The 13,257-nt window shown below is 63.9% G+C and carries 11 protein-coding genes; 5 read left to right on the top strand and 6 right to left on the bottom strand.

Translation table 11 applies throughout. From position 1 onward, the window contains the following. Positions 1-2 precede the first annotated feature (2 nt). The 3 genes from JJ959_RS04930 to JJ959_RS04940 form a co-directional block, all read right to left on the bottom strand. Positions 3-1,997 (bottom strand): sensor histidine kinase, encoded by a 1,995-nt coding sequence (locus JJ959_RS04930; RefSeq protein WP_292880270.1) that lies wholly within the window; start codon positions 1,995-1,997, stop codon positions 3-5. Positions 1,998-2,366: 369 nt separating this feature from the next. After that, positions 2,367-3,230: an isocitrate lyase/PEP mutase family protein gene (locus JJ959_RS04935; protein ID WP_292880272.1), complete on the bottom strand. Its 864-nt coding sequence runs from the start codon at positions 3,228-3,230 to the stop codon at positions 2,367-2,369. A 48-nt stretch (positions 3,231-3,278) separates the two neighbouring features. After that, positions 3,279-4,052 carry a nitroreductase family protein gene (locus JJ959_RS04940; RefSeq protein WP_292880275.1) on the bottom strand — a complete coding sequence of 258 codons (774 nt, stop codon included), beginning with the start codon at positions 4,050-4,052 and terminating at the stop codon, positions 3,279-3,281. 187 nt (positions 4,053-4,239) lie between these two features. Here JJ959_RS04940 and JJ959_RS04945 point away from each other — a divergent pair, with 187 nt between their 5' ends. Both JJ959_RS04945 and JJ959_RS04950 read left to right on the top strand, forming a co-directional pair. Further along, a complete protein-coding gene (locus JJ959_RS04945) occupies positions 4,240-4,704 on the top strand; it encodes a flavodoxin family protein (protein WP_292880277.1) in 465 nt (154 codons plus the stop codon). A gap of 89 nt (positions 4,705-4,793) precedes the next feature. Further along, the gene (locus tag JJ959_RS04950) at positions 4,794-6,833 is read left to right on the top strand and encodes an NADH:flavin oxidoreductase (RefSeq protein ID WP_292880280.1); all 2,040 of its coding nucleotides are present in this window, start codon (positions 4,794-4,796) and stop codon (positions 6,831-6,833) included. Here the strand turns inward: JJ959_RS04950 and JJ959_RS04955 are convergent. Next, positions 6,830-7,528 carry a DUF599 domain-containing protein gene (locus tag JJ959_RS04955; protein ID WP_292880283.1) on the bottom strand — a complete coding sequence of 233 codons (699 nt, stop codon included), beginning with the start codon at positions 7,526-7,528 and terminating at the stop codon, positions 6,830-6,832. The two genes, JJ959_RS04950 and JJ959_RS04955, sit on opposite strands and share 4 nt — an antisense overlap. 55 nt (positions 7,529-7,583) lie before the next feature. Beyond that, positions 7,584-8,837 (bottom strand): phosphoglycerate dehydrogenase, encoded by a 1,254-nt coding sequence (gene serA, locus JJ959_RS04960; protein WP_292880286.1) that lies wholly within the window; start codon positions 8,835-8,837, stop codon positions 7,584-7,586. Positions 8,838-9,137: 300 nt separating this feature from the next. Here serA and JJ959_RS04965 point away from each other — a divergent pair, with 300 nt between their 5' ends. From JJ959_RS04965 to JJ959_RS04975, 3 genes are all read left to right on the top strand, one after another. Beyond that, the gene (locus JJ959_RS04965; RefSeq protein ID WP_292880287.1) at positions 9,138-9,755 is read left to right on the top strand and encodes a PAS domain-containing protein; all 618 of its coding nucleotides are present in this window, start codon (positions 9,138-9,140) and stop codon (positions 9,753-9,755) included. 257 nt (positions 9,756-10,012) lie between these two features. Further along, positions 10,013-11,329 carry a radical SAM protein gene (locus JJ959_RS04970; RefSeq protein ID WP_292880290.1) on the top strand — a complete coding sequence of 439 codons (1,317 nt, stop codon included), beginning with the start codon at positions 10,013-10,015 and terminating at the stop codon, positions 11,327-11,329. A 202-nt stretch (positions 11,330-11,531) separates the two neighbouring features. Next, on the top strand, positions 11,532-12,782 hold the full coding sequence (locus JJ959_RS04975) for a cyclopropane-fatty-acyl-phospholipid synthase family protein (protein ID WP_292880291.1): 1,251 nt from the start codon (positions 11,532-11,534) through the stop codon (positions 12,780-12,782). Positions 12,783-12,788: 6 nt separating this feature from the next. On the opposite strand, the gene JJ959_RS04980 is transcribed toward JJ959_RS04975, so the two are convergent. Next, positions 12,789-13,241, bottom strand: a complete 453-nt coding sequence (locus JJ959_RS04980) for a hypothetical protein (protein ID WP_292880294.1) — start codon at positions 13,239-13,241, stop codon at positions 12,789-12,791. Between the last annotated feature and the right edge of the window lie 16 nt (positions 13,242-13,257).

Genomic DNA, 13,257 nt, shown 5'->3' on the forward strand with positions numbered 1-13,257 from the left:
GATCAGGCCAGGATATCGGCTCTGAAGCGCTCGCCCGGAAAACGCAGGACGACCAGAGTACCTTTCCCGGGCTCGCTGTGGATTGCCAGGTCGCCGCCATGCAGGGTCATCAACCGGGCGACGATCGAAAGCCCGAGCCCGGAGCCCTCCTGCGCCACCATCCGGCCCTTCCCGACCTGACCGAAGGGCGTCAGCGCGATCTCCACATCCTCCGGCGCCATGCCGATCCCGGTATCGCCGACACGAAATTCGAGATGGCCGTCGACCAGTTCGCCGCCCTCGACCCAGACCTTGCCGCCACTGTCCGTGAATTTCACCGCGTTCGAGAGCAGGTTCAGCATGATCTGCCGGAACATGCGCTGGTCCGCCTCGATCGCGATCCGCTCCGCCTCGATGGAGACGGCGATCTCGATGCCCTTGCGCGCGGCCCGCTCGCTCATGAAGCGGACGCAGCGCCTCACCGCCGCGGTGGCGTCGAACAAGTCATCGGACACCACGAACTCGTTCGCCTCGATCTTCGACATGTCGAGAATGTCGTTGATCACCTCGAGCAGATGCAGGGCGCTGCTGTGAATGTCCCCTGCATATTCCTTGTATTTTGCGTTCGGCAGAGCGCCGAAAAGCTCGGACTCGATGGTCTGGGAAAAGCCGAGAATGGCGTTGAGCGGCGTCCGCAGCTCGTGACTCATGTTGGCCAGGAACTCGGTCTTCGCACGGTTCGCGATCTCGGCCTGCTCCTTGGCCATGCGCAGCTCGTTCTCGTGCTGCTTGCGGGCGGTCACGTCGGTGACCGACCCGGCCATCCGGATCACTTTCCCGGACGCATTGCGGACGACGCGGCAATGGTTGGAGACCCACACCGGGCCCTGTTTCCTGTCGTGAGTCCGGTACTCCAGAGAGAAGGTGTCCACGTCGGACCGCAGATGACGGATCAGAGCACGACGGACCGCCTTGCGATGGTCCGGGTGAATGTGTCTCGCGGATTCCCTCGGCGACATGGTGCGCGCTACATCACCCCAGCCGACCGTGCGGCACATCTGCGCCGAAGCAAAGAACTCGCCGGCGCCGAAATTCCAGTCCCAGAGACCGTCGCGGGCGCCCTCGACCGCAAGTTCGTAGCGCTCCTGCGCCTCCCGCAGCTGATCCTCCATCTGCTTGCGGTCGGTGATGTCCTCGACCGTCTGCAGGACCCAGCCCCAGCTATGCTCGAAACCGGGCATGACGCTCGTGGTCGTCCGCAGATAGATATCCTTGCCGTCGAACGTCCGGTCCCAGCCTTCGACGACGACCTTGGTCTCGCCGGCGAAGAAACGCGCGAGCAGCGAGACGAAAATATCCGAATACCCGGTCTCCTGATTGTAGCTCGATAGATCCGGGGGCTGATTGAAGTGGTCGATCAGCGCGCGCTTGTCCGGTGCGTTATAGGTCCGCACGGTTGCTTCGTTCAGATCCACGACACGAGCGCCGGCAACGAGGTCCGTCAGGATCTCCGGATGCTCGCGGACATATTGCCGAAAGTCGGTATGCCCTTCCCGGCTCAGTCGCTCCAGAACCCGGCGCGCACCGGTCCAGTCCTCATCCGAGGTGCCCACCGGATAATCGTCGAACCGGGAGCGCTCGAGTTCGAGATTGCGGAGGATTGCGTTCTCTCGCCGCGCCGCCGGTGCGTTGTCCGCGGCGACCACGATCACGCCGGCAACGGCGCCGTCGTCGGAGAAACAGGGGTAGACATCGATGCGCAGAAACCGGGCCGCATCGTCCACAGTCGCACGGAGGTTCCTGCTGCGCGGCTCGCCTCCGGCAAGCACCGAGCGGAGCAGTGACAGATAGCCCGGGTCGACAGCATCCAATCCCTCAACCGACAATTCCCGCAACAGCGCCTCGAACCCGGGCGTCCGGCGCCGAACCACAAGATCGGGACCGCGAAGCTCCGACGGGATCGCATTCTGGTACTCTTCCTGGCGCAAAATAGCGGTATAGGCCGCCGGGCTGTCCATGGCGCGGTTCTGGGTCCCTGTCGTTAGATTCGGCAGCTGATCGGCAGCAGACTGCCTGAACCGCACCGGAAAGGGAATTGATACGCGGGGCTTTTCGCCTCCCCTACTTCAGGCTGTTGCAGTGCAAAATTCCCGTATCGGCCGACAGGGGCCGGCGGCAAATTCATAACTGACTGTTCGAACGGCAAAATTCACGGTTGTAGAAGGATATCGCCCGGCGGCGCCGGGTGTGCCGCGAGCGTCTCCCCATTTACCGACCGGCGCCGAGACCTTCGCGCATAGATAATCCCGGCTCCAGCCGCCCGGCCGCAAACCCAGCTGCGAATCGGCGGATTTCCTCACCATTCGGACATGCCGAGGCCGGTTGCTTCAACGCCCGAGGGTGCGATCCGCCAGCGCCTCGTAATCGTCCGCACGGGTGACGCGCCGGATCAGGTCCGGATCGGCGAGCCCGCCGATTTCCGACGGATGGGCTCCATCACGGAGCGCCCGCAGGGTCTGCTCGATCGCTGCAATCGCCGCGGAGATCGGCTGATGCCCCTGAAGCGCGATGCGCACCCGGCGCTCCGAGAGATAGTCCCAGTCGTCCAGCTCCGCCGGAACCCCGCCGATGATCAGGGGCAGCTTGACAGCCGCGGACACGGCATCGAGGTCGGCGCGGGTCTTCAGTCCGATCATGAAGATCGCGTCGACCCCGACCTCCTCATAGGCCTTCGCCCGGGCGATCGCATCCTCGAGCCCGGTGACCGAGGGTGCGCTGGTCCGGCCCGCGATCACCAGATCGGGGTCCTGACGACCGGCAAGCGCGGCGCGCATCTTGCCGACACCTTGCTCGAGTGACAGGAGGCGGGTCTTGCCGTGGCTGGCGTAAGGCTCCGGCAGGTCGGTATCCTCGATCGAGAGACCGGCCGCGCCGGCCACCTCGAGTTCCTCCACCGTGCGCCGCACATTGAGTGCATTGCCGAAGCCGTGATCGGCATCGATCATCAGCGGCAGGTTGCCCGCGCGGTTGATCCGCAGCACCAGCCCGGCAAGTTCGCTCAGGGTGAGGACCATGACGTCCGGAGCACCGAGCACGGCGAGCGAAGCGACGGAGCCGCCGAGCATTCCGGCCTCGAAGCCGAGATCCTCCGCGATCCGCGCCGACAATGCGTCATGCACGGAACCGGGGCGGATGCAGCGCGTCCCCCCGATCACCTGCCGGAACTTCCGGCGGCGGTCTTTCCAGTCCATCTGATCCTCCCCTTGTTTTCAGATCCGCTTTAAGGCGGTTTGCCCGCTCTAGCGGAAATCGAAGCCGAGTTCCTTCAGCCGCTCGCGCAGGTCGTCACGCAGCCACGGATGGAACTTCTTATCCATGTCGTCGGACCAGGACGCGTCCGTCGTCTGCCGTCCCTGCCCGCGATAATGTTTCGCCAGCGCATCGTCATAATCGTCGACGATCTTCTTCGCATCCGCGCCGGTCCGGCTCTTGCCGTATTCCTCGAAATGCACCAGCCCGTCATAGTCCATGCGCGGCTTCTGCGCGGGCGCTTCCTCCGGCCAGCCGAGGCACATGCCGAAGACGCAGAAGACGCGGTGCGGCAGACCGAGAATGCGGGCGACCTCGACCGGCTTGTTGCGGGCGCCGCCGATCATCACGCCCTTGATGCCGAGGCTGTCGGCGACGAGATAGGCCGACATGCCAACCAGCGCGGCGTCGATCGCGGAAACCAGTCCGGTTTCAAGATTGTTGCTTTCGATGCTGTGGCCGTTGCGCACGAGCGCGTCCTCGATCCGCGTCAGGTCGGCGCAGAAAGCGAGGAAAACCGGCGCCTCGGCGACATGGCGCTGACCGCCGCAGGCGGCGGCGAGCGCCTTGCGCTTCTCCGCGTCGCGCACCACGACCACGCTGTAGGCCTGGATGTTCGAGGAGGTCGGCGCGCGGAAAGAGGTCTTCAGGATGGTCTCGACCATCGCCTCGCTCACCGGCTCGTCGGTGTATTTGCGGACGCTGACCCGGTTGAGGAGCGTGTCGATCACATCGTTCGAGAGGATCTGCTGGGAGTCGGGCATTTCGTGTCTTTCTCCGGTTCGTGCGCGCGGCCGGGCCGCGCCGATTTGCGGGGACTCTACGCGGAAGAAACCACGCCGCAAGCCGCCCTGCCGCAATGTGGGGCGAAAACACGGGAAAACCAGCGATGCCGTGACGGCACGAATAGGACTTGCGCGGCGCGGTCCCCGGTTTGCTAGGCTGGCACCCATGTCCAGATCCTTGCTGATCGTCGCTCACGCGCCGTCCGAAAACACGAAAGCCCTGCGCGACGCGGCCCTTGACGGCGCCCGGGAGGCCGGCGGATCCGCCGTGACCGTCCGCTGCCTCACACCATTCGAGGCCGACGCAGACGCGGTGCGGACCTGCGGCGCCATCCTGCTCGGAACCACCGAGAATCTCGGTTACATGAGCGGGGCGCTGAAGGACTTCTTCGACCGGATCTACTATCCCTGCCTCGAGGAAACCCAAGGCCTGCCCTATGCCCTTTTCGTGCGCGCCGGACATGACGGCACCGGTACGTGCCGCGCCGTTGCGAGCATCACCACGGGCCTGCGCTGGCGCGCCGTCCAGGAACCGCTGGTCTGCCGGGGAGCCTACGATCCCAACTTCGTCGATCAATGCAGGGAGCTCGGCGCCGGAATCGCGGCCGGACTGGAGGCCGGAATCTTCTAGGAGCGGCAAAAATGTCGGCAAGGAACGAATGCGGTCCTGCGGGAGTGCTAGCCTCCGGATGAATGTCCCTTCCGACCCGGAGAAGGCCCATGTCGAGCGACCCGCTGCTGCAGCCCTATCAGCTGAAGCACCTGACCCTGCGCAACCGGCTGATGTCGACATCGCACGAACCGTCCTATTCCGAGGACGGCATGCCGACCGACCGCTACCGGCTCTATCATTTGGAAAAGGCGAAGGGCGGCATCGCGCTTACCATGACCGCCGGTTCCGCCGTCGTCTCCGAGGACAGTCCCGCCGCTTTCGGCAACCTCTATGCCTACAAGGACGAGATCGTTCCCTATCTGAAACGGCTCGCCGACGACTGTCACGAATACGGCACCGCGGTGATGATCCAGCTGACCCATCTCGGCCGCCGCACCAACTGGAACGAGGCCGACTGGCTTCCCGTCCTCGCCCCCTCCCCCGTGCGCGAACCCGCCCACCGGGCTTTCCCGAAAGAGGCCGAGGACTGGGATCTCGACCGGATCGCGGCGGATTACGCAACCGCCGTCGAGCGCATGCAGGCCGCCGGCTTGGATGGCATCGAGCTCGAATGCTACGGCCATCTGCTCGACGGCTTCTGGTCTCCTGCGACGAATTTCCGCAGCGACGAGCATGGCGGCAGCCTCGACAACCGGCTGCGTTTTACCCGCCGGGTGCTCGACAGTATCCGCGATCGCGTCGGACCGGACTTCATCGTCGGGCTGCGGCTGGTGGCCGATGAGCAATGGGAGAAGGGCCTCTCCCGCGAGGAGGGGATCGAGATCTGCCGGCGTCTGGTCGGCACCGGGCAGATCGACTTCCTGAACGTGATCCGCGGTCATATCGACAGCGACGCCGCGCTCTCGAACGTAATCCCGATCCAGGGCATGGCCTCCGCCCCGCATCTCGATTTCGCGGGCGAGGTCCGTGCCGAGACCAAGTTCCCGGTGTTCCACGCCGCCCGGATCCAGGATGTCGCCACCGCGCGGCACGCCGTCGCGGAAGGCAAGCTCGACATGGTTGGCATGACCCGGGCCCATATCGCCGATCCGCATATTGCCCTGAAGCTCAGTCAGGGACGCGAGCAGGACATCCGGCCCTGTGTCGGCGCGACCTACTGCCTCGACCGGATCTACGAGGGCCACGAGGCGCTCTGCATCCACAATGCCGCCACCGGGCGCGAGCTGACCATGCCGCAGGTGATCTCACCGGCGGAAGGGCCGAGAAAACGGATTATCGTGGTCGGCGCCGGTCCCGCCGGACTCGAAGCCGCGCGCGTCGCCGCCGCGCGGGGCCACTCGGTCACCGTCTTCGAGGCCGGACCCGAAGCCGGCGGCCAGGTGCGCCTCGCGGCGCAGAGCAAACGCCGTTCGGAGCTTATCGGGATCGTCGACTGGCGCCTCGAACAGCTCGCGGCCGCGGGCGTGGAGATCCGCTACAATCATTACGCCGAGGCAACGGACGTCCTCGCGGAAGAACCGGACATGGTATTCGTCGCGACCGGCGGTCTGCCGAACCCGGAGATCCTGGAAACCGGCAATGAGCTCGTGCACTCGACCTGGGACATCCTCTCGGGCGAGGTCAGCCCGAGCGGCCGGGTGCTGGTCTATGACGACAATGGCGGCCATCCCGCGATGCAGGCGGCGGAAATGCTGATCGACAAGGGCGCGGTGGTCGAGATCGTCACGCCGGAACGGTTTTTCGCGCCGGAGATCGGCGGCCTCAACCACGTGCCTTACGCAGCCTCGCTGCACCGCTCCGCAAGCCGGATCACCATCAACACGAGGCTCACCGGCGTGACCCGGAACGGGAACGCCCTGACCGCGACGCTGGGATCGGACTATGACCAGCGGACCGAGGAGCGCGAGGTCGATCACGTGGTGATGGAACACGGTACGCTGCCGCTGGACGAGCTCTATTTCGCCCTGAAACCTCAATCGCGCAATCTGGGCGCCGTCGACTACAAGGCGCTGATCCGGGGCGCGGACGCCTACCCGGCCCGCAATCCGGAGAGCCGCTTCTTTCTCGCGCGGATCGGCGACGCGGTGGCGTCGCGCAATATCCATGCGGCAATCTACGACGGACTGCGATTTGCCAAGGACCTCTAGCTGCGCCGGACGGTCCTGAGGGCGCGGGAGCGGAATTCCCTCCTGTAGAGGATGGCCACCACCCAGAGCGAGGCGGCCATGAAAGCGAAGGGATGCAGGAACCAGGTGCAGACCGCCAGCCCGAAATAATAGGAATGCACGCCGCCGTTATAGTGCCGCGCCGCGAGGCTCGCGAGTTCGGCCGCCACCGCCGCCCGCGCAATACCGGTCTCCCTCTGGTCCCTGAACTCGGGCTGCGGGATCGCGCCCAGAACGACGGCGGCATTGTTGTGAAGCCGGATCGACCAGGCGAGACGGAAGAACGCGAAGGTGAAGATGAAGATCAGCAGCGCGATCTTCAGGCCGAACCTGTCCTGCGAGGTTTCGATCAGGAAACTGAACCGGTTCAGCGCCGCAACCACCTGCTCCGAAGCGCCAAAGACGGCGGCGAGACCGCCCACGACAAAAATGCTCGTCGAGGCCATGAAGGCGGAATTTCCGGCGAGCGAGCGGACGATCTGGACGTCGATGATGCGGTTCTCGCGCTCGACCGCGGCGGAGAACCAGTCCCGGCGCCAGGCCTGCATCGCGGCAGGGAGACCCTTGCCGCGCCGGATGCTGACGGCCACGAAACTCTCGTAGCCCAGCCAGCAAACCATGAAGAGAGCAAGCGCGATCAGATCGTCGCGCCGCATGATTTCCAGAACCGATTCCATATGAAGCCCCCCGCGCCCGTTCGCAGTCTAGTCCCGGGCTCGGGCCGGCTCCAAGTCAGTCGATGCTGTTCAGCACCCGGGCACGGATCGTCCCGTCGAGCGCCCGAACCTCTCGGATCAGGTCGTCCGACTTCTCGACATGCCCCTCGGCATCAAGCACCACGTACCCGATCTCGCCGTCCGTCTGGTAATGCTGGGCGGCGATATTGACGTTGTAGGCGGCGAAGACATCGTTCAGGCGGCCGAGTTCTCCCGGCAGATTGCGCTGGACCTGGATGAAGCGAGTCCCGGCCGGGCGGGGCGGAAGCTGCACCTCGGGGAAGTTCACCGCGCCGACCGTCGAGCCGACATCGGAATATTCGATCAGCTTGCGGATCACTTCCTCGCCGATACGCTCCTGCGCCTCCTCGGTCGACCCGCCGACATGCGGGGTCAGGATCACGTTGTCCAGCCCCTGAAGCGGCGAGTTGAAGACGTCTGCGTTGGATTTCGGCTCCACAGGGAAGACGTCCACCGCCGCCCCGGCGAGATGGCCGCTCTTGAGAGCCGCCGCGAGCGCGGCGACATCGAGGATCGTGCCGCGGGCATTGTTGATGAGACAGGCGCCCTTTTTCATCTTGCCGATCTCGCGCGCGCCGATCATGTCCTTCGTCTCGGGCGTCTCCGGCAGATGCAGCGAGACCACGTCGGAGGCTTCGAGCAGCGCATCCAGGCTCTCCGCCGGCTCCGCATTGCCATGACGCAGCTTGTCCGTCCGGTCGAAGAAGATCACCCGCATCCCCATCGCTTCGGCCAGCACCGCGAGCTGGGTGCCGATATTTCCGTAACCGACGATCCCGAGGGTCTTGCCCCGGACCTCTCGGCTGCCAATCGCGGACTTTTCCCAGCGGCCCTCATGCGCGCCGACGGAGCGCGGGAAGGTTTGCCGGAACAGCATGACGATCTCTGCGATCGTCAGCTCCGCGACGCTGCGCGTATTGGAGAACGGCGCGTTAAAGACCGGAATGCCCTTGCGCTTCGCGGCCTCGAGATCGACCTGGTTGGTGCCGACCGAGAAACAGCCGAGCGCGATCAGCTTGTCCGTCGAGGCGATCACGCTTTCAGTCACCTTGGTCCGGGAGCGAATGCCGAGCAGCCGCACATCGGCCAGCGCGTCCTTGAGCGCCTCCTCTTCGAGAGCCTTGGCATGGCGCTCGACACAGGAATACCCGGCCAGCTCGAGCTGCCGCGTGGCGGTTTCGGAAATCCCCTCGAGAAGGAGAAACTTGATCTTGTCCTTAGGCAGGGACGGATTCTGAATTTTGCTCATGCAGGAACAGGTCCGGATCGGTTACCGGCGTCTTCTCGACGCGCTGTCGTACGGCGCGCCGCTGAACGCGGACCGTCGACGGGGCGCTAGACATATAGAGACGGGGCCGAAACCGCAAGATGGTGACATGCCGCAGTTTAGGGCTTGCGCTGGCCTTAAGGTTTCCCTGCGCCAGTCGGACGCCCCCCGAGATCCAGCGTTTACCCTTTCGAAAGCCTTGCGATGCATTTTCTGTCTGGCTTGCACGCGGGCGTAACCGTCGGGGGATTGGTCGTCCCGTGTGCCTTTGGGGGAAACAACATGTCGCGCTGGGCCACCCGCCGACCTGGCTATTACGCAAGCGTAGCCGCCGCGCTGCCCGGATTCAGGACCGAGAGCTGCCGCCTCGTAGCGTCCGCCTATGCAGCCCTCCTAGAGCGGGCGGAGGGAGAGATTCCGTGCAAGAACGGTCTCGACCTCTCAGGTATCGCGCCGGCGATGGCGAATGTCGCGCTTGCCGCGGTCAAGCTCGGCTCCGCCTGCGCCTTTCGGATCGCCGGCGAAGAAATACGCTCCAGGTTCGGACGCAAACTCGTCGGCCACAACTACTACGATCTCGTCAACCCGGCCCGGCGCAGCCATGCGATGCGGTCGATGGACATGGTGGTCAGCGTTCCCTGCGGCTTTCGCGTCGAGCTTATTCAGCGCTATTCCAACGGAACAGAGTTGCCGGCTGAAGCCTGCGCCTTCCCATTGCGCTCCCCGGACCCCGAAATCGACGGGTTCATCCTTTTTGCCGACGAGTCTTCCACGCCGCCCGCACGCATTCGGAACAGCAATCCCAAGCTCGAGGAAGCGATCGTCGTCCAACGCGATCTGATCGATCTCGGATTCGGCGTCGACGAGCGTTTCGAGGATCTCGTTCGCGCGAGCAAATGAGGCGGGAGCAGGATCCCAGTCATGTCCGCACGGGTCTCTCCGGGTTCACCCCGATAGGCGCAAACGTTCGGAAGTGCGCGCCTGTTGGCCCTTGCGGGGCCGGTATCCAATAAGTTGTGAATATGCTATTTTCGGGATTGCGACTTGTGGCACTAGTTTTGCTTTGCCTTTGACTTGGTGAGTGATGCGACGCTTGGCGAGAGCCTGATTTGCCCTGATTCGCGAGACAACAGAATGCTGTCGAAAGGAAGGCTTCAATGATCCCGAAGGTCAGTTGGCTGCCAAATCTGCGCCCCCGGAAAATCCTCCTTGCGGTCATGCCCTATGAAGGCGAGGTGCGCGACAAGGTCACGGACAAGTTCTACAAGAACAGCGCCGTCAAATACATGCCGCTCGGCGTTCTCAGCATTGCCGCCTGCATCCCGCCCGATTACGAGGTCAAGGTGCTGGACGCGGCCAGCCGCGGCTTGACGCTTGAGGAAACGATCGCCGAAATCGAAGCCTTCGAGCCTGACATTCTCGGTCTGTCCGTCGTCACCTATCGCGCCTGGTCTATGGTCCAGATCCTGAAGCGCTGCTCTGCGCCGGTGAAAGTCGTCGGCGGCCCGCACACGACCAAGAGTTCGGCCTATATACTCGAACAGGGCGCCGATGCCGTCTTCATCGACGATGCGGAGGTTACCTTCCCGAAATGGCTTGCCGACGGGTGTCCGAAAGGGATCTTCGATGGCGGCCAGGCCGACCTTAACGCTCTCCCGCTGCCCGCCCGCCGGCTCCTCAACAAGGAAGATTACTATATCGAGAAGAACGAAGACCTTCTCTTCGACGTCGGTCGGCTTCGCCTTCCCCTGTTCACTTCAAAGGGCTGCCCCTTCAGCTGCATCTACTGCGACGTGCAGCAGAAGACCTTCAATTTCAAGAGCCCGGAGCGTGTGGGCGATGAATTCGAGGACCTGATCGATTACGGTGCCACCTCGATCCATATCCTCGACGACGCGTTCAACATCCGTAAAAGCCGGGTCGTCGACATCAGCCGGGAACTAACCTCGCGCGGGGTCAATATCGACTGGAGCGCGCGCGGCACGGTCGAGGTTCGCGAGGAAGTCGTCGCCGAACTGGCGGCGGCGGGGTGCAAGAGACTGCATGTCGGTATCGAGAGCCTTGATGACACTGTGCTCGAGAACCTGAAGAAGTCGCAGCGCGTGAAACATGTGGAGAAATTCGCCAACCACTGCGCAAAGCATGGCATCGACATTCTCGGCTATTTCATTCTCGGATCACCCGGGGAAACCGAAGAATACCGCCGCAGGCTCCCCTCGCTGATCGAGGAAATGAACATCAGGATTCCCTACTTCAATATTCTCTCGCCACTTGCGGAGACTCCGTTCTACAGCCAGCTGCTGGCGGAAGGACGTTTCGAACGGGATCACTGGGACGATTTCTGCCGGGAACCGGTCAAAGACTTCATCATGCCCGACGTCCGGCCGGCCGAGGAGCGTGCCATGCTGGAAGCGACGATCCGCGAGTATGTCGAGTTCTTCAAGCGGCGGGACCTGCACGTCTTCGCGGCCTGACCGGGACGGCACCGGCGATACCGGGAAATTGACCGGCCCGGGCAGACCCCCATGAAGCCTCACCAAGAGTGAGGCCATTTGAATTTTTCCCCATTTGGGCGCATCATTAACCACAACACATCCGTGAAACATGCGATCGCGAGGCCGGAGCGATCGTCTGCGCTCCGGTTTACGCCTTCGCCGTTGGTGGGGTGGGCGTCAGATGTTTTTTGCGAAGCTGCTGACCCAAGTGGTCAGGACGGGAACGATAGTTGTTGTCGACCCGTCGGGACGGCGCCGGACCGTCGGTACCGGCACGCCGCAGGTGACACTCAGGATTCACGACTGGAAAACGGACCTCCGCCTCGGCCTGTATCCGACAATGGCCGTCGGCGAGGCCTATATGGACGGCCGGCTGACGATCGAAGAAGGTACACTCTACGATTTCGTCGACATCGCGGCAGTCAATCTTGACCGGCTGGCGGCGCATCCGCTGCAGCGGATCATCGACGGCACGGCGGCGCTGCTGCGCCGATTGCAGCAGCACAATCCGCTGCACCGCGCCCGGCGCAACGTCGCGCATCATTACGATCTCTCCGATGCGCTCTATGACAGTTTCCTCGATCCGCAACGGCAGTATTCCTGCGCCTATTTCACCCACCCGAAGATGGGACTGGACGCCGCTCAGGAGGCGAAGATCCGCCATATAGCGGCAAAGCTGCTGCTGAAACCGGGTCAGAGGGTGCTCGATATCGGCTGCGGCTGGGGCGGTCTCGCGCTCGCGCTCGCCCGGATGGCGGATGTCGAGGTGCTCGGCGTCACCCTGTCGGTCGAGCAGCATAGATACGCAACGGAGCGCGCCCGCGCCGCCGGTCTCGAGGATCGGGTCCGCTTCGAGCTGCGCGACTACCGCCTGCTCGAGGAGCAGTTCGACCGGGTCGTCTCCGTGGGCATGTTCGAGCATGTCGGGGTCGGCCATTACGGCGAGTTCTTCGCCAAGGTGCGGACCCTGCTGAAGGACGACGGCGTGGCGCTGCTGCATTCGATCGGCCGGCATGACGGGCCGGGCGTCACCAATCCCTGGATCCGCCGCTACATCTTTCCGGGCGGGTACTCGCCCGCACTTTCCGAGGTATTGCCGGCGATCGAACGCGAGAAGCTCTGGGCAACCGATATCGAGATCCTGCGCCTGCATTACGCCGAGACCCTTCGGCATTGGCGCGAGCGCTTCGAACAGCACCGAGACGAGATGGCGGAGCTCTACGACGAGCGCTTCTGCCGGATGTGGGAGATGTACCTGATCGGCTCGGAACTCGCCTTCCGGCGCATGGGCCACATGGTCTTCCAGATCCAGCTGGCGAAGGACATCGAAGCGGTGCCGCTGACCCGCGACTATATCGGGACTTTCGAGAAAGCCTCCACACCGGCCCTGCGCCGCATCCCTAACGAGAAGGCAAGGGCGAAAGCAAACTGACCGGCCTCAGAGCAGCAGGAAGTCCTCCGCACTCATGATCGAGTTTCCGGGCATCTCGTGCAGAACGGAGAATTCAGACACCTCCGCGGCCCGTGCCGGCTGCGGTGTGGTTTCCGTCGCAGGATTGATCAATGCGATGTCGTAACTGTCTATCCGCCCCGTCGGCTCGACGCCCTTCACATCGAAATGGTCCCGCGCCTCGTCTTCTCCGTAAGCTGCAAGCAGGTTCCGGATCGCCGTCTGCGTATCGGGAGTCCCCGCCATCTCGGCCGGCATCTCGGGAGAGACCTCCGTCGGATCGCGGTCCGTGGCGCGGCGCATCATCCGCTCCCCCGAAAGCTGGGTCTCGACGATATCGGCCGTTCCGGCGCCCGGCGCGAACCCGAGGTGCCACTGCACGCTCCGTTCGGCCGCGACGAACCCGGTGCCGGGATAATCCGCATTGAAGACGATCGACATTCTGTTCCGCTCTCAC

Origin of the sequence: Nisaea sp. (assembly GCF_017640745.1) — a bacterium.
GTDB lineage: Bacteria > Pseudomonadota > Alphaproteobacteria > Thalassobaculales > Thalassobaculaceae > Nisaea.

Bases quoted from the DNA above. Each gene is read 5' to 3' on its own strand.
- JJ959_RS04970 (WP_292880290.1), top strand. From the start codon at position 10,013: ATGATCCCGAAGGTCAGTTGGCTGCCAAATCTGCGCCCCCGGAAAATC.
- JJ959_RS04950 (WP_292880280.1), top strand. From the start codon at position 4,794: ATGTCGAGCGACCCGCTGCTGCAGCCCTATCAGCTGAAGCACCTGACC.
- JJ959_RS04930 (WP_292880270.1), bottom strand. From the start codon at position 1,997: ATGGACAGCCCGGCGGCCTATACCGCTATTTTGCGCCAGGAAGAGTAC.
- JJ959_RS04980 (WP_292880294.1), bottom strand. From the start codon at position 13,241: ATGTCGATCGTCTTCAATGCGGATTATCCCGGCACCGGGTTCGTCGCG.
- JJ959_RS04965 (WP_292880287.1), top strand. From the start codon at position 9,138: ATGTCGCGCTGGGCCACCCGCCGACCTGGCTATTACGCAAGCGTAGCC.
- serA (WP_292880286.1), bottom strand. From the start codon at position 8,837: ATGAGCAAAATTCAGAATCCGTCCCTGCCTAAGGACAAGATCAAGTTT.
- JJ959_RS04975 (WP_292880291.1), top strand. From the start codon at position 11,532: ATGTTTTTTGCGAAGCTGCTGACCCAAGTGGTCAGGACGGGAACGATA.
- JJ959_RS04940 (WP_292880275.1), bottom strand. From the start codon at position 4,052: ATGCCCGACTCCCAGCAGATCCTCTCGAACGATGTGATCGACACGCTC.
- JJ959_RS04945 (WP_292880277.1), top strand. From the start codon at position 4,240: ATGTCCAGATCCTTGCTGATCGTCGCTCACGCGCCGTCCGAAAACACG.
- JJ959_RS04935 (WP_292880272.1), bottom strand. From the start codon at position 3,230: ATGGACTGGAAAGACCGCCGCCGGAAGTTCCGGCAGGTGATCGGGGGG.
- JJ959_RS04955 (WP_292880283.1), bottom strand. From the start codon at position 7,528: ATGGAATCGGTTCTGGAAATCATGCGGCGCGACGATCTGATCGCGCTT.